This window comes from Variovorax sp. GW821-FHT06D12, from assembly GCF_059419205.1.
The window spans coordinates 470,569-485,914 of the sequence record NZ_JBWKRI010000002.1 but is presented as its reverse complement, the minus strand read 5'-3'; the positions used below and the strand labels follow the sequence as shown (position 1 = coordinate 485,914).

The window sequence follows — 15,346 nt, the reverse complement described above, 5'->3', positions numbered from 1 at the left end:
GGATGTGCCCCTGCCGTGTGAAGGGCCGTCAGGCGAAACCGTTTTGTCGCCAGGCTTCGAACACCGTGACCGCCACCGCGTTCGACAAATTCAGGCTGCGCTGGCCGGCGCGCATCGGCAGCCGCAGGCGCTGCGGCTCGGCAAAGCTGTCGCGGATCGGCGGCGGCAGGCCGGCGGTTTCCGAGCCGAACACCAGCCAGTCGCCGGGCTGGAAGCGCACGTCGTGCACCGCGCGGGTGCCGCGCGTGGTCAGCGCGAACATGCGCTCGGCCGGCGGTTGCTGCGTGGCCAGCAGCGCGGCCCAGTCGGCGTGGCGCTTGACCTCGGCGTACTCGTGGTAATCGAGCCCGGCGCGGCGCAGCAGGCGGTCGTCCATCGAAAAGCCGAGCGGCTCGACCAGGTGCAGCGTGCAGCCGGTGTTGGCCGCGAGCCGGATCACGTTGCCGGTGTTCGGCGGAATTTCGGGGTGGACCAGGACGATATGGAACATGCACCGATTGTCGCGGGCGCCGCCGGCAGGCTCAGCGCGGCGGGTCGGTCCGCGCCAGCACCACGCCGGTGATGTGCGCCGCGCCTGCCAGGCGCAAGGTGGCGGCCGCGGCGAACAGCGACGCGCCGCTGGTCATCACGTCGTCCACCAGCACCACGCGCCGCCCCCGCAGGCCGTCGGCGCGCAGCGGTTCCACGGCGAAGGCGCCGCGCAGGTTGCGCAGCCGGTCGGCGCGCGGCAGGCCGCTCTGCGCGGGCGTGTCGCGCGTGCGCAGCAGAAGGGTCGCATCGGTCTTGGCCGGTGCCAGCCGGCGGGCAAGTTCATGCGCCTGGTTGAAGCCGCGCTCGGCCAGCCGGCCGGGCGCCAGCGGCATCGGCAGCACGAGGTCGCACTGTTCCAGCGCCGGCTCCACCCACGGCGCGCTGCGCAGCAGGGTGGCCAGCGGGCCGGCCCAGCCCGCCTCGCCGCGAAACTTGAACTGGGCGATGCAGTCGGGCCACGGCCATGCGTAGGTGCAGGCGGCGAGGCAGGCGTCGAGCGGCGGCGGGTGCTTGATGCACTCGCCGCAGCGCGCCACGCCCTCGGGCATCGGCAGCGCGCAGCCCCCGCAGCGCGGGGTCGGCGGCGCGAAGCGGGCCACGCAGGCGTCGCACACGCGCTGCGCGGGCCAGGCGCGGCAGACCTCGCACTGGCTGGGCAGCCGCGCGAGCAGCGAGGTGAAAGGCCTCAGGGCCCGGCGGTTGTGCATGCCTCAATATACTCACGGCCCCATGGCCACCGACCCCGCAAGAAGACCGCCGACCATCGATCCCACGGCGGCCGACCGCTGGCGCCGGCTCGCGCCCGCCGAGGGCTCGCCCTGGCTGCACGAGGAAATCGGCCGCCGGATGGAAGACCGGCTGCAATGGATCAAGGCCCAGCCCCGCACCTGGGCCGACTGGTCGCCGCTGCGCGGCGGCCTCGAGGCCCACGCGCTGCTGGCCCGCCGCTACCGCGACGCCGAAGCCTTCGTCATCGAATCCGAACCCGCCTTGGCCGACCGGACCGGCGAGGCACTGACCGCCCCCTGGTGGAGCGCGCGCCGCTGGCAGGGCGGCAAGGCCCGCTTCGACGCCACGCCCGAAGACGGCGTCGACCTGCTCTGGGCCAACATGTCGCTGCACATGGCGGCCGACCCTGAAGCGCTCATCGCGCAGTGGCACCGGCTGGTCGCGACCAACGGCTTCCTGATGTTCTCCTGCCTGGGGCCGGACACCGTGCGCGAGCTGCGCGCCCTGCACGCCCGGCTCGGCTGGCCCGCCGCCGGCCATGAGTACACCGACATGCACGACTGGGGCGACATGCTCGTGCACGCCGGCTTCGCCGAGCCCGTGATGGACATGGAGCGCATCGTGCTCACCTGGGCCACCCCCGAGGCCGCCCTGGCCGAGCTGCGCACGCTGGGGCGCAACCTGCATCCGGCGCGCTTCCCCGCACTGCGCGGCAAGGCCTGGCACCGCGCGCTCAAGCAGGCCCTGCCCGAGCTGGCACCGGCCGCGGAAGGCGAGGGCCGCATCGCGCTGACCTTCGAGGTCATCTACGGCCATGCCTTCAAGCCGACGCCGCGCGTCGCGCTGTCGCCCGAGAGTGCGGTCTCGCTGCGCGAGATGCGATCGATGCTTCAGCGCGGCCGCCCTGGCGCCTGAGCGACCCGGCAGCCCTCATTCGGTGCGCGGGGCCCGCGCTCTACCCGCTACAATCCGCCGTTGCGTGAAACTCGCGGGTATTGTCCCGTGATCGAGGGGTGTCGGATCCTGTTTGTACGAGGGGTTTGGCCACCATCGACGCACCGATTTGCTGAACTCGCCCGTGTCGAATTCCGTGTTTCGTTTTGCCACCGTCTCAGGCCAGAACATCCACTGGTTCCTGAAACGCAATTGCTCGGTGACGCCGAGCCAGCTGGGCTGGCTCTACGCCTCGCTGTGCGTGGTATCTCTGGGAACGGGCATGGTGTTCTGGCTGCACGGTGCGCCGCTGGTATTGCCATTCGCCTGGCTCGAACTGGCCGCGGTGGGCTTTGCGTTCATGATGTACGCGCGGCATGCCACCGATGGCGAACGGATCGCGCTGCAGGGCGGACGCCTCGTCGTGGAGCTCGAGAACGGTGGGCACTACGAACGCACGGAATTTCTTCCGCACCAGGTGCGGATCGAACCGCAGACCGGCGATCGTTCGCTGATCGAGGTCTCGGGGCAAGGTCGATCGGTCAGGGTGGGGCGCTATGTACGCCCGGAGTTGCGAGCCGCACTGGCGCGCGAGATTCGCATGGCGTTGCGTGGCGCCTGAGGGGGCTCGCGCGGTGCTGCACGGTTGGGTTTTCGAAAAATTGAAGAAACGTGAACACGATGAAGAGCATTTGGCGCAATAAGTACAGGCCGGCGAATCTGTTGCTGGCGGCCGGCGCGGCGTTCAGCAACGCGGCGCACGCAGTCAACGATCTGCCCGGCGGCCCCGCGGTGCGCCAGCTGAATCTTCCGGTCGGCGTGACCAAGATCGCGCAGGAGCAGCATCTGCTCCACACGATCATGATGATCATCTGCACGGTCATCTTCGTCGCCGTGTTCGCGGTGATGTTCTATTCCATCTGGAAGCACCGCAAGTCGGTGGGCCACAAGGCCGCCAACTTCCATGAATCGGTGGTGGTCGAGGTCATCTGGACCATCGTGCCCTTCCTCATCGTGATCGTGATGGCGCTGCCCGCCACCAAGGTGCTCGTGGCCCAGAAGGACACCACGAACGCCGACCTCACGATCAAGACCACGGGCTACCAGTGGAAGTGGGGCTACGACTACCTGAACGGCGAAGGCGAGGGCCTGGCCTTCATCTCCACGCTCGACAGCTCGCAGCGCGCCATGTCCGACGCCGGTGCCAAGGGCGCCATGCCCGACGACTACCTGCTCAAGGTCGACAACCCGATGGTCGTGCCGGTGCAGAAGAAGGTCCGCATCATCACCACCGCGAACGACGTGATCCACGCCTTCGCCGTGCCGCAGCTGGGCCTCAAGCAGGACGCCATTCCCGGCTTCGTGCGCGACACCTGGTTCCGCGCCGAGACCGTGGGCGACTACTACGGCCAGTGCCAGGAGCTGTGCGGCAAGGAACACGCCTACATGCCGATCCACGTGAAGGTGCTGTCGGCTGCCGACTACACCGCCTGGGTCGCCACCAAGCGCAAGGAAGCCGCAGCCAAGCTCGACGACCCGACCAAAGTCTGGACGCTGCCCGACATGCTGGCACGCGGCGAGAAGGTCTACGCCGCCAACTGCGCGGCCTGCCACCAGGCCAACGGCAAGGGCGCAGGCCCGATCAAGCCGCTCGACGGCGCAGCCAAGGTGACCGATTCCGACCACAAGGTGCAGCTGCTGGTGCTGCTCAACGGCCAGAACAACGGTGCCATGCCTGCCTGGAAGCAGCTGAGCGACACCGACCTCGCGGCCGTGGCCACGTACACCAAGAACAGCTGGTCGAACAAGACGGGCCAGCTGGTGCAACCGGCCGAAGTGCTGGCCCTGCGCGGCAAGTGATCCGACGGCGCCCCGCGAAGAAGAAATTGCAAGGAACAACGACATGAGCGCAGTCCTCGACCCCCACGGTCACGCCCCCGGCGGCCACGCACACGACGACCATCACGATCACCACGCGCCCACCGGCTGGCGCCGTTGGGTGTTCGCGACCAACCACAAGGACATCGGCACGCTCTACCTGCTGTTCAGCTTCACGATGCTGATGATCGGCGGCGTGCTCGCTCTGCTGATCCGCGCCGAGCTGTTCCAGCCCGGCCTGCAGATGGTGAACCCCGAACTGTTCAACCAGTTCACCACCATGCACGGCCTGATCATGGTGTTCGGCGCCATCATGCCGGCCTTCGTGGGCTTCGCGAACTGGATGATCCCGCTGCAGATCGGCGCATCCGACATGGCGTTCGCGCGCATGAACAACTTCAGCTTCTGGCTGCTGATCCCGGCGGCCATCATGCTGGCGGGTTCGTTCTTCATGCCCGGCGGCGCGCCCGCGGCCGGCTGGACGCTGTACGCCCCGCTCACGCTGCAGATGGGCCCCTCGATGGACGCCGGCATCTTCGCGATGCACATCATGGGCGCCTCGTCGATCATGGGTTCGATCAACATCATCGTCACCATCCTGAACATGCGCGCCCCCGGCATGACGCTGATGAAGATGCCGATGTTCTGCTGGACCTGGCTCATCACCGCCTACCTGCTGATCGCCGTGATGCCCGTGCTCGCAGGCGCCATCACGATGACGCTGACCGACCGCCACTTCGGCACCAGCTTCTTCAACCCCGCCGGCGGCGGTGACCCGGTGATGTACCAGCACATCTTCTGGTTCTTCGGCCACCCCGAGGTCTACATCATGATCTTGCCGGCCTTCGGCATCATCAGCCAGGTGGTCCCGGCCTTCGCCCGCAAGAAGCTCTTCGGTTACGCCTCGATGGTGTACGCCACCTCGTCGATCGCCATCCTGTCGTTCATCGTGTGGGCCCACCACATGTTCACGACCGGCATGCCGCTCACGGGCCAGCTGTTCTTCATGTACGCGACCATGCTGATCGCCGTGCCCACGGCCGTGAAGATCTTCAACTGGATCGCCACGATGTGGCAGGGCTCGATGACCTTCGAGACGCCCATGCTGTTCGCGGTCGGCTTCATCTTCGTGTTCACGATGGGCGGCTTCACCGGCCTGATCCTCGCGGTCGCGCCGATCGACACGCAGCTGCAGGACACGTATTACGTGGTGGCCCACTTCCACTACGTGCTGGTGGCCGGCTCGCTGTTCGCCATGTTCTCGGGCTTCTACTACTGGGCGCCCAAGTGGACCGGCGTGATGTACAACGAAACGCGCGGCAAGGTCCACTTCTGGTGGTCGCTGATCTCGTTCAACGTCACCTTCTTCCCGATGCACTTCCTGGGTCTGGCCGGCATGCCGCGTCGCTATGCCGACTACCCCATGCAGTTCGCCGACTTCAACGCCATCGCTTCGGTGGGTGCGTTCTTCTTCGGCTTCGCGCAGGTCTACTTCTTCCTGTTCATCGTGCTGCCTTCGATGCGCGGCAAGGGTGAAGCAGCGGCTCAGAAGCCCTGGGAAGCGGCCGAAGGCCTCGAGTGGGAAGTGCCGTCGCCGGCCCCGTTCCACACCTTCGAGAACCCGCCCAAGCTTGACGTGACCGCCACCAAGGTGATCGGCTGATCACCCGCGCTCACCGCACAAGCACCACGACCGCACGACGATGACGACGCCCGAACAAAGAAAGAACAACCGACGCATGGGGCTCACGCTGGCCTCCATCGCGGTGATCTTCTTCATCGGCTTCATCGTCCGCATGGTCTGGTTCAGCGGTCGCTGACCGCGCCGCATCGCACCCCCCGAACGGAAGCAACAGCATGAGCCTCGGTCAACGCATTCGCCGCGCCAATGTCCGCATGGTCGGCAAGCTGGCCGTCGTGACCTGCGGCATGTTCGCCTTCGGCTATGCGCTGGTGCCGATGTACCGCGCCATCTGCGAGATGACCGGCATCAACATCCTCGCGCTCTCCGAGCTCCAGGTGCCGGGCGGTGCCAGCGGCGCCAAGAACGTGCGCGTGCCGGACAACACGCAGGTCGACATGACCCGCACGATCAAGGTCGAGTTCGACTCCAACGTGCGCGGTGGCCTGTGGGACTTCAAGCCGGCCGAGCGCTTCATCGAAGTGCACCCGGGCCAGCTGAACACGGTGATGTACGAGTTCCAGAACACGCAGAATCGCCGCATGGCCGCGCAGGCCATCCCGAGCTACGCACCGCAGCAGGCCGCGGCGCATTTCAACAAGCTCGAGTGCTTCTGCTTCAACCAGTACACGCTCGATGCGGGCGAAAAGAAGCAGTGGCCGGTCGCCTTCGTGATCGATCCGAAGATCTCGAAGGACGTCAAGACCATCACGCTGTCGTACACCTTCTTCGAGGTGGGCGGCAAGACGCCTCCGGCCCCGGTGGCCGCCGTTTCGCATGCTGTCGCCGATGAGCCGCGCTCGTGACCTCGCCGTTGCCGCCCGAAGCCCCGCGCCGCAAGCCCACGCTGTGGGACACGATGAAGGCGGTGGGCTGGTCGTTCTTCGGGGTGCGCCGCAACAGCGCCTACAAGGAAGACCTGGGCAAGCTCAATCCGCTGCACGTCATCGTGGTGGCGTTTGCCGCAGTGATCGTCTTCGTGGTCGGGCTGGTGCTGCTGGTGCAGCATGTGGTCGCGGCCGCCTGAGCGCTGCCTGCTGAGCCGAAGATAAGAAACCACGATCTCCAGAATCATTGAATCGAGAGAAGAAAGAAAGCCAGGAGCTGATATGAGTTCAACCACCCACGGCACCACGCCCTACTACTTCGTGCCCGGACCCTCGGCCTACCCGGTCGTGTCCGCGATCGGCTTGTTCTTCGTGATCCTCGGCGCGGGGCAATGGATCAACAGCCACCAGTGGGGCGCCTGGTCGCTGCTGCTGGGCATGGTGATCTGGCTCGGCACGCTCTTCGTGTGGTTCCGCGCTGCCGTCGGCGAGAGCGAGAGCGGCCAGTACGGCCACAAGATCGATCTCTCGTACCGCTGGAGCATGAGCTGGTTCATCTTCTCGGAAGTGATGTTCTTCGGCGCCTTCTTCACGGCGCTGTGGTGGGCCCGCACCCACGCGCTGCCGACGCTCGGCAGCCTGGACAACGCGATCCTCTGGCCCGACTTCAAGGCCGTGTGGCCCAGCGTCGCCGCCGGCGTGACCGGTTCGCCGGCCGGCATCATCGAGCCCTTCCAGACCGTCGGCCCGTTCTGGCTGCCGACCATCAACACCGCGCTGCTGCTGAGCTCGGGCGTGACGCTGACCATCGCCCACCACGCGCTGCGCGCCGACCACCGCGCCCAGTGCATCCGCTTCATGTGGCTCACCGTGCTGCTGGGCGTGATCTTCCTGGGCGTGCAGGGCTACGAGTACTTCCACCTGTACACCGAACTGAACCTCAAGCTCAGCTCGGGCACCTACGGTTCGACCTTCTTCATGCTGACCGGCTTCCACGGCCTGCACGTGTTCATCGGCATGCTGATGCTGTTGTTCATCACGCTGCGCCTGCAGAAGGGCCACTTCACCGCCGAGCGTCACTTCGGCTTCGAAGGCGCCGCCTGGTACTGGCACTTCGTGGACGTCGTCTGGCTGGGTCTCTACGTGCTGGTCTATTGGCTTTGAGCGAAAAACCTCACGGCATTCCAGAAAAAAGGCGCCGTAAGGCGCCTTTTTCATGGTTCTCGTGGAACGAGCACCATCTGTTACTTCCCGAGCGGGAGCCCGGTGGGCTGGATGTAGCCGAGTTTCCAGGCCAGCAGCATGCACAGGAACAAAAAGACCGACAGGCCGATCCGAAAGGTGAGGGCGCGGGCCATGCCGCCGCGCTTGTTCTGCCCGTCGCGACCGTCCTTCAGCATGAAGTAGAGCGCGAAAGCGAGGCTCGCGAAGATGCCCAGAAAGATCAGGGCGACGAAATATTTCATGACCCGCATTATCGGCCGCACGCCCCGTCCGCTCCAGTGACCCCCGAGCCTCTCGTTTCCTCTGCCACGCCGCGCCGCCGCGCGGGCCGGGGCCGTTTCCTGGTCGTGACGCTGGCGGCCGTGCTGGCGCTGGCCGCCACCGTGTCGCTGGGCCGCTGGCAGCTGTCGCGCGCCGCGCAGAAAGAGGCGCTGCAGGCCCGCATCGATGCGCAGAAGCTGAAAGCCCCACTGTCGCAGGCCGAGTTCTTGGCGCTGGGCGAAGCCGCCGGCGAGATGCACCGGCCGGTGCGCCTGCGCGGCCTGTGGCTCACGGCGCAGACGGTCTACCTGGACAACCGCCAGATGCACGGCACGCCGGGCTTCTACGTGCTGACGCCGTTCGCGCTCGAAGGCAGCGAGCAGGCCGTGATGGTCCAGCGCGGATGGGTGCAGCGCAATTTCGTCGACCGTACGCAGCTCGGTGTGGTCGAGACGCCGCCCGGCATCGTCGAGCTCACGGCGCTGATCGAGCCGCCGCCGAGCCATCTGTTCGAACTCGGCGCGAAGACTGCGGCCGCACCGGCACCCGCGGCATCGGCCGCCGCACCGGCCCCTTCGGCTGCCGGCGCCAGCGCTCCGGCACCGGGCATTCAGGGGTCTTCCCCCATCCGGCAAAATCTCGACCTGGAGGCATTCCGTGGCGAGACCCAACTGCCGCTACGCACCGACGTGTCGCTGCAGCAGAGCGGGCCGGCGTCCGAGGGCCTGCAGCGCGACTGGCCGGCCCCGGCGTTGGGCCTGGAGAGGCACTACGGTTACGCATTCCAGTGGTTCGGCCTGTCGGCCCTCGTTGTCATCCTCTATGTCTGGTTCCAATTCATCTCCCCCTTCCGGCGCGCGCGGCGCCGCGCACGCGATGGCCGCGGCCTCTGACGAGCCGCTGGGCCTGACCGTGCACTCGATGCCGTCGCCGGGCCAGGCGCTCGACGAGGCCGAGAACCGCCGCACGGTCCATGGGCGCTGGAAGATGATCGCCGTGCTGCTGATGTGCGCGGCACCCGTCATCGCCTCGTACTTCACCTACTACGTGATCCGGCCCGAGGGCCGCAGCGTGTACGGCGAGCTGATCGATCCGCAGCACGAGATGCCCCGCCTCACGGCAACCGACCGCAACGGCGCGCCGGTCGAGCTGACCACGCTCAAGGGCCAGTGGCTGCTGGTGGCCGTGGCCGATGCGGCCTGCGACGCGCTGTGCGAGCAGCAGCTGTACCTGCAGCGTCAGCTGCGCGAGAGCCTGGGCCGCGAAAAAGACCGCCTGGACCGCGTCTGGCTCGTGAGCGACGCGGCGCCCGTGCCTGAGCGCCTGACCAACGGCCTGCACGGCGCGACCGTGCTGCGCGTGCCGGCCGACCAACTCGCCCGCTGGCTCGCGCCTGTGAAGGGCCACACGCTGTCCGAGCACCTCTACGTGGTCGATCCGATGGGCAACTGGATGATGCGTTTCCCGGCCCGCATGGACGCCGCCGGCGCGAGCCGCGCGAAGCGCGACATCGACCGCCTGCTGCGCGCCTCGTCGTCGTGGGACGAAGCGGGCCGCTGAGCCCGCGCGAACCACCACCGCCTCATGGACACGAGCTCCCTCTACGACCTCACGCCGATCGCCTGGATGATGGGCGCCGGCGTGCTGCTCGCGCTCGGACCGCTGGTCTGGGTGTGGCGCCGCAACGCCGGCTCCGGCCCCGCGCGGCGGCTGCATGCGCTGACCGTGCTCACGCTGTTCCTCACCTTCGACCTCACGCTGTTCGGCGCCTTCACGCGGCTCACCGATTCGGGCCTGGGCTGCCCCGACTGGCCCGGCTGCTACGGCAACGCCAGCCCGGCCGGCGCACGCCACGAGATCGCGATGGCGCAGGCGGCCCAGCCGACCGGCCCGGTGACGCACAGCAAGGCCTGGATCGAGATGGTTCACCGCTATCTCGCGACCGGCGTCGGGGTGCTGATCCTCACGCTGGCCGGCGCCACCTGGATCGTGCGCCGCCGCCAGCGGCGCCAGCCCGCGCCGCCGGTCGACAGCGCGCACCACCACGTCGTGCTCAGCGCGTGGTGGCCCGCGGCCACGCTGGTCTGGGTCTGCCTGCAGGGCGCCTTCGGCGCCATGACCGTCACCTGGAAGCTGTTCCCCGCCATCGTCACGATGCACCTGATGGGCGCCATCGTGCTGCTCGCGCTGCTCTGCATCCAGGCCGTGCGCTACCGCCAGGTGGCCGCGCAGCGCCTGCCCACGGCCGTGTCGCCGGCCCTGCGCAACGGGCTGATCGCCACGGCGGTGCTGCTGGTGCTGCAGATCGCGCTCGGCGGCTGGGTCAGCACCAACTACGCGGTGCTGGCCTGCACGCAGTTCCCGACCTGCCAGGGCAGCTGGTGGCCGCCGATGAACTTCGTGCAGGGCTTCGAGATCTGGCGCCACCTCGGCGTGACCGGCGACGGCCAGCCGCTCGACTTTTCCGCCCTCACCGCCATCCACTACGCGCACCGCCTCATGGCGTATGCCGTGTTCGTGGCGCTGGGCCTGCTGGCCTTGCGCCTGCGTCGCCTCGAGGCACTGCGCGCACAGGCGCACTGGCTGGCCGGCCTGGCGCTGTTGCAGCTGGCCACGGGCCTGGGCAACGTGCTGCTCGGCTGGCCGCTGGCCGCCGCCGTGCTCCACACGGGCGGCGCCGCGGCGCTGGCCGTGGTCCTGACCTGGGCGCTGTGCGAGAGCCGGCGCGAAAGCGCCGCCGCTGCACCGATTCCGCGCGCCGCCGACAATGCGCGCGGCACCCCCCAACCGAAGAAAGCCACCGCGTGAGCACCCCGATTCCTGTTCAGCACGCCAGCACCGCCAACGTGCTGCGCCAGTTCTACGCGCTCACCAAGCCGCGCGTGGTGCAGCTGATCGTGTTCTGCGCGCTCATCGGCATGGTGCTGGCCGTGCCCGGCCTGCCGTCGTGGGCCGACGTGCAGCGCGGCGTGCTGGCCTGCCTGGGCATCTGGCTGGTGGCCGGCGCGGCGGCCGCGTTCAACTGCCTGGTCGAGAAGGGCATCGACGCCAAGATGAAGCGCACCGCCTGGCGCCCCACGGCGCGCGGGCAGCTCAGCGACATGCAGGCGCTGGTGTTCTCGGCGCTGCTGTGCGCGGCCGGCTCGGCGCTGCTGTGGTTCACGGTCAACCCGCTGACCATGTGGCTCACCTTTGCCACCTTCGTCGGCTACGCGGTGATCTACACCGTCATCCTGAAGCCGCTGACGCCGCAGAACATCGTGATCGGCGGTGCCTCGGGCGCCATGCCGCCGGTGCTGGGCTGGGCCGCCATGACGGGCGACGTCGGCCCCGAGGCGCTGATCCTGTTCCTCATCATCTTCCTGTGGACCCCGCCGCATTTCTGGGCGCTGGCGCTGTACCGCGTCGAGGACTACCGCAAGGCCGGCCTGCCGATGCTGCCCGTGACGCACGGCAACGAGTTCACGCGGCTGCAGGTGCTGCTGTACACCTTCATTCTGTTCGCCGCCTGCCTGATGCCCTTCATCTACGGCATGAGCGGCTGGCTCTACCTCGTGGTCGCCATCGGCGTGAGCATCGGCTTCACCGGCTATGCCTTCGCGCTGTGGCGCAACTACTCCGACACGCTGGCGCGCAAGACCTTCCGGTTTTCGCTCATCCACCTGAGCGTGCTGTTCGCGGCGCTGCTCGTCGACCATTACCTCCGCTGACCGGACCTGACCTGCCCATGAACAAGCGCAATGCCCTGAAATCGATCGCCGCCACGGCCGGCTGGGTGGCCGCCTCGGCCACGCTGGGACTGGGCCTCGCGGCCTGCAGCGAGCAGCAGCCGAAGCAGAGCTTCCAGGCGGTCGACATCACGGGCGCCGACTACGCCAAAGACTTCTCGCTCACCGACGCCGACGGCAAGGTGCGCACGCTGGCCGACTTCAAGGGCAAGGCGGTCGTGCTCTTCTTCGGTTACGTGCAGTGCCCTGATGTCTGCCCGACCACCATGACCGAGATGGCGCAGGTCAAGCAGCAACTCGGCGCCGACGGCAGCAAGCTGCAGGTGCTGTTCGTCACCGTCGATCCGGCGCGCGATACGTCCGAGGTGCTCAAGGCCTACATGGGCGCGTTCGACCCGAGCTTCGTGGCGCTCATTCCCACGCCCGAGCAGCTGGCCGCCGTCGCGAAGGACTTCAAGGTCTACTACAAGAAGGTCGATGGCAAGACGCCGACCAGCTACGCCATGGACCACTCGGCCGCCAGCTACATCTACGACCCGCAGGGCCGCCTGCGGCTCTACGCGCGCTACGGCGCGGGCGTGCCGGCGATGGTGTCGGACCTGAAGACGCTGCTCGCGTCCTGAGCCGGGCGCCCGGGGTATGGACGCCGCATCGGTCGCGCACCTGAAGTCGCGCAAGGGCGCGTTCCGCATCGCGCTCATCCCGCCCGAGGTGCTGGGCGCGCTGAACGGCGGGCTGCTCGAGACCGTCAACCTCAACGAATTCCTCGCGCTCGAACTGCCGCTGCTCGCGCGCAGCGTGGCGGGCCATGTCGGCCTCGACGCGGCGCACGAACGGCTGGACGACACGCTCGCCATGCTGGCCGCCTTCAAGCCCATGCAGCGCCACAGCCACATCGCGCGGGCGCTGTACGACATGACGGCCGAACACGCCGAACGCGATGCCGTGGCGCACCGGCTGGCCACGCACGCGAGCGACGTGGCGCGCTGCTGGGCGGTGCAGTGGATCACGCTGTCGGGCCTGCCGCTCGTCGAGCAGCTCGTCGCCGTGCGCCGCTTCGCCGCCGACCCGCATTTCGGCGTGCGCGAGTTCGCCTGGATGGCGGTGCGTGACAGCGTCATCAACTCGCTCGACGAGGCGCTGGCGCTGCTGCAGCCCTGGGTGACCGATGCCGATCCGAACGTGCGCCGCTTCGCCAGCGAGCTCACGCGCCCGCGCGGCGTGTGGTGCGCGCAGATCGAGACGCTGAAGGCCGAGCCCTGGCTGGCGCTGCCGCTGCTGGAGCCGCTGCGTGCCGACGCGCATCGCTACGTGCAGAACTCGGTCGCCAACTGGCTCAACGACGCCAGCAAGACGCAGCCCGAGTGGGTCGAGACGCTGTGCACGCGCTGGGTGGCCGAATCGCCGGTTGCCGAGACCCGCTACATCGCGAAGCGGGCGCTGCGCACGCTGACCAAGTCGACGCCCTGAAGCGCCCCCGAACGAAAAAAAGCCCGGCACTGCCGGGCTTTTTCTTGGAGGAGAGCGGTCGTGACGCTTACGCGTACTCGGCCAGCGCCTTCTTCATCTTCTTCATCGCCGCCACTTCGATCTGGCGGATGCGCTCGGCGCTCACGCCGTACACCGCGGCCAGGTCGTGCAGCGTCATGCCGCCCGAACCGTCGTCGTTCACCTTGAGCCAGCGCTCCTCGACGATGCGGCGGCTGCGGTCGTCCAGCGCCTCCAGGGCGGTGGCGATGCCGTCGCTCGACAGGCGGTCGCGCTGCTGCGATTCGAGCAGGGCGGTCGGTTCCTGCGTGGCGTCGGCCAGGTAGGCGATGGGGCCGAAGCCTTCATCGCCGTCATCGGACGGACCCGGATCGAGCAGCACGTCGCCACCCGACAGGCGGGTTTCCATCTCGAGCACTTCCTCGGGCTTCACGTTCAGGCGCGTGGCCATCTGCGAGACCTCGTCGGGGCTCAGCGTCTCGCGGTGCGTGCCGTTGTCGGCCGCGGCCGAGTCGGCCTTGAAACCCTGCTTCATCGAGCGCAGATTGAAGAACAGCTTGCGCTGGGCCTTGGTCGTCGCGACCTTGACCATGCGCCAGTTCTTCAGGATGTACTCGTGGATCTCGGCCTTGATCCAGTGCATGGCGTAGCTCACCAGCCGCACGCCCTGGTCGGGGTCGAAACGCTTCACGGCCTTCATGAGACCGACGTTGCCTTCCTGGATCAGGTCGCCGTGCGGCAGCCCGTAGCCCAGGTACTGGCGGGAAATGGACACGACCAGGCGCAGGTGCGACAGGATCAGCGCACCGGCGGCTTCGAGGTCGTTCTGGTCGCGCAACTTGCGTGCGAAGCCCTGCTCTTCTTCGAGCGTGAGCAGCGGCAGGCGGTTGGCGGCCGAAATGTAGGCATCCAGGTTGCCCAGCGGGGGGACCATCGACCAGGGGTTGGCGACGGCCAGCTGGTTGGCAGAGACTCCAGACAGCGTTGTCATCAGGGGAAACTCCTTTGTGGCGGTCATATTAGCACTCGGTTAGAGGGAGTGCTAAGCCAAGGGTTCCCTTGGGTTTCTATCGTTGCGATAGCTTTTGTCGCGATTTGTTGGATATTTGTATGCCGTTTGGCGTTTTTCAAGTCCTGGACGCCTGCCCCAGCAGCCAGTCCTGGAACGCCAGGATGCGCGGGTCCTGGGCGCTGCCTTCCGGGTAGACCAGGTGGTAGGCGTAGCCCGCCGCCATGGGCACGCCGATGTCGAACAGCCGCACCAGCCGGCCCTGGGCGAGGTCGGCGCCGATCATGTCCAGGTCGGCCAGGCCGACCATGCCGCTCTCGGTGACGGCGCGCACCACGTCGCTCGAGTCGGCGAAGCCGATGCAGCGGCTGTCGTCGAAGCCCTCGATGCCCGCCGCGGCCATCCACATCGGCCAGTTCGGCCAGACCATGCCGTCGGTCTTCCAGTCGACGTAGCACAGCGTGTGCTGGAACAGGTCGCGCGGTGTTGCCAGCGGGGGGGCGCTGGCCAGCAGCCTGGGGCTGCAGACCGGCACGATGACGGTGTCGAATAGCCGCTGAGAGCGCGTGCCAGGGTCTTGCCCGTTGCCGAAGCGGATCGCCACGTCGATGTCGTCGGCGTCGAAATCCCGCAACGCGTCGGAAATATCGAAACCCAGTTCCAGCCCCGGGTTGGCGGCGCGGAACTGTGGCAGCCGGGGCAGCAGCCAGTTGGTCGCGAAACGGGCGCTGGTCGACAGCCGCAGCGTCGCCGCCCCGCGCGCCATGCGCCGGGCGCGGCCGGCGGCGCGGCGCAGGGTGTCGAGGGCGTCGGCGGTGGCCTCGAACCACGCGGCGCCGGCCGGCGTGAGGCGGATGCTGCGGCTGGTGCGCGTGAACAGCACCACGCCCAGCTGGTCCTCGATCTCCTTGATCTGGTGGCTCACGGCCGCTGGCGTCAGCCCGACTTCTTCGGCGGCCCGCGTGAAGTTCAGGTGCCGCCCGGCAGCCTCGAAGGTGCGCAGGGCGCGAGTGCCGGGGAGCAGTCTGGGTTGCATCGATCTTCAAATGGTTTTTGA

19 protein-coding genes are annotated in these 15,346 nt (G+C 67.9%); 14 read left to right on the top strand and 5 right to left on the bottom strand.

Translation table 11 applies throughout. From position 1 onward, the window contains the following. Positions 1–28: 28 nt before the first annotated feature. Both trmL and AC07SQ_RS08755 read right to left on the bottom strand, forming a co-directional pair. Positions 29–490: a tRNA (uridine(34)/cytosine(34)/5-carboxymethylaminomethyluridine(34)-2'-O)-methyltransferase TrmL gene (gene trmL, locus AC07SQ_RS08760; protein ID WP_495272110.1), complete on the bottom strand. Its 462-nt coding sequence runs from the start codon at positions 488–490 to the stop codon at positions 29–31. A 31-nt stretch (positions 491–521) separates the two neighbouring features. Next, positions 522–1,238 (bottom strand): ComF family protein, encoded by a 717-nt coding sequence (locus tag AC07SQ_RS08755; RefSeq protein ID WP_492731034.1) that lies wholly within the window; start codon positions 1,236–1,238, stop codon positions 522–524. A 22-nt stretch (positions 1,239–1,260) separates the two neighbouring features. On the opposite strand from AC07SQ_RS08755, the gene AC07SQ_RS08750 reads away from it, so the two are divergent. The 8 genes from AC07SQ_RS08750 (at position 1,261) to AC07SQ_RS08715 (ending at position 7,743) form a co-directional block, all read left to right on the top strand. Next, positions 1,261–2,175, top strand: coding sequence for a class I SAM-dependent methyltransferase (locus tag AC07SQ_RS08750; protein WP_062481352.1), 915 nt, complete (start codon positions 1,261–1,263; stop codon positions 2,173–2,175). Positions 2,176–2,338: 163 nt separating this feature from the next. Then, positions 2,339–2,815, top strand: a complete 477-nt coding sequence (locus AC07SQ_RS08745) for a DUF2244 domain-containing protein (RefSeq protein WP_056578078.1) — start codon at positions 2,339–2,341, stop codon at positions 2,813–2,815. 59 nt (positions 2,816–2,874) lie between these two features. Further along, entirely contained in the window at positions 2,875–4,053 is a 1,179-nt protein-coding gene (gene coxB / locus AC07SQ_RS08740) for a cytochrome c oxidase subunit II (protein WP_062481354.1), read from the top strand. Positions 4,054–4,096: 43 nt separating this feature from the next. After that, positions 4,097–5,734 carry a cytochrome c oxidase subunit I gene (gene ctaD, locus AC07SQ_RS08735; RefSeq protein ID WP_062481356.1) on the top strand — a complete coding sequence of 546 codons (1,638 nt, stop codon included), beginning with the start codon at positions 4,097–4,099 and terminating at the stop codon, positions 5,732–5,734. A gap of 40 nt (positions 5,735–5,774) precedes the next feature. After that, complete coding sequence (locus tag AC07SQ_RS08730; protein ID WP_217493469.1) at positions 5,775–5,891, top strand: cytochrome oxidase small assembly protein; 117 nt, start codon at positions 5,775–5,777, stop codon at positions 5,889–5,891. A 37-nt stretch (positions 5,892–5,928) separates the two neighbouring features. Then, entirely contained in the window at positions 5,929–6,558 is a 630-nt protein-coding gene (locus tag AC07SQ_RS08725; protein WP_056577955.1) for a cytochrome c oxidase assembly protein, read from the top strand. Between the two features lie 53 nt (positions 6,559–6,611). Further along, a complete protein-coding gene (locus tag AC07SQ_RS08720) occupies positions 6,612–6,779 on the top strand; it encodes a DUF2970 domain-containing protein (protein ID WP_495272233.1) in 168 nt (55 codons plus the stop codon). Between the two features lie 82 nt (positions 6,780–6,861). Continuing rightward, positions 6,862–7,743, top strand: a complete 882-nt coding sequence (locus AC07SQ_RS08715; protein ID WP_062481365.1) for a cytochrome c oxidase subunit 3 — start codon at positions 6,862–6,864, stop codon at positions 7,741–7,743. A gap of 80 nt (positions 7,744–7,823) precedes the next feature. Here the strand turns inward: AC07SQ_RS08715 and AC07SQ_RS08710 are convergent, their stop codons facing one another. Beyond that, complete coding sequence (locus tag AC07SQ_RS08710; RefSeq protein WP_062481367.1) at positions 7,824–8,054, bottom strand: twin transmembrane helix small protein; 231 nt, start codon at positions 8,052–8,054, stop codon at positions 7,824–7,826. Between the two features lie 27 nt (positions 8,055–8,081). Here AC07SQ_RS08710 and AC07SQ_RS08705 point away from each other — a divergent pair, with 27 nt between their 5' ends. The 6 genes from AC07SQ_RS08705 to AC07SQ_RS08680 are packed head-to-tail and all read left to right on the top strand — an operon-like array spanning position 8,082 to position 13,262. Then, complete coding sequence (locus AC07SQ_RS08705) at positions 8,082–8,957, top strand: SURF1 family protein (RefSeq protein WP_492744934.1); 876 nt, start codon at positions 8,082–8,084, stop codon at positions 8,955–8,957. After that, positions 8,941–9,624, top strand: coding sequence for a redox-active disulfide-containing membrane protein (locus AC07SQ_RS08700; protein WP_495272111.1), 684 nt, complete (start codon positions 8,941–8,943; stop codon positions 9,622–9,624). The genes AC07SQ_RS08705 and AC07SQ_RS08700 overlap by 17 nt, the downstream gene beginning before the upstream one ends. Before the next feature lie 24 nt (positions 9,625–9,648). Then, positions 9,649–10,872: a COX15/CtaA family protein gene (locus AC07SQ_RS08695; RefSeq protein WP_495272112.1), complete on the top strand. Its 1,224-nt coding sequence runs from the start codon at positions 9,649–9,651 to the stop codon at positions 10,870–10,872. Beyond that, complete coding sequence (gene cyoE / locus AC07SQ_RS08690) at positions 10,869–11,774, top strand: heme o synthase (RefSeq protein ID WP_070061969.1); 906 nt, start codon at positions 10,869–10,871, stop codon at positions 11,772–11,774. The genes AC07SQ_RS08695 and cyoE overlap by 4 nt, the downstream gene beginning before the upstream one ends. A gap of 17 nt (positions 11,775–11,791) precedes the next feature. Beyond that, positions 11,792–12,415, top strand: a complete 624-nt coding sequence (locus AC07SQ_RS08685) for an SCO family protein (protein WP_495272113.1) — start codon at positions 11,792–11,794, stop codon at positions 12,413–12,415. A 16-nt stretch (positions 12,416–12,431) separates the two neighbouring features. Further along, the gene (locus AC07SQ_RS08680) at positions 12,432–13,262 is read left to right on the top strand and encodes a DNA alkylation repair protein (protein ID WP_495272114.1); all 831 of its coding nucleotides are present in this window, start codon (positions 12,432–12,434) and stop codon (positions 13,260–13,262) included. A gap of 67 nt (positions 13,263–13,329) precedes the next feature. Here the strand turns inward: AC07SQ_RS08680 and rpoH are convergent, their stop codons facing one another. Then, positions 13,330–14,271, bottom strand: coding sequence for an RNA polymerase sigma factor RpoH (gene rpoH / locus AC07SQ_RS08675; RefSeq protein ID WP_056577975.1), 942 nt, complete (start codon positions 14,269–14,271; stop codon positions 13,330–13,332). A gap of 136 nt (positions 14,272–14,407) precedes the next feature. Next, on the bottom strand, positions 14,408–15,325 hold the full coding sequence (locus AC07SQ_RS08670) for a LysR substrate-binding domain-containing protein (protein ID WP_495272115.1): 918 nt from the start codon (positions 15,323–15,325) through the stop codon (positions 14,408–14,410). Positions 15,326–15,346: the final 21 nt, after the last annotated feature.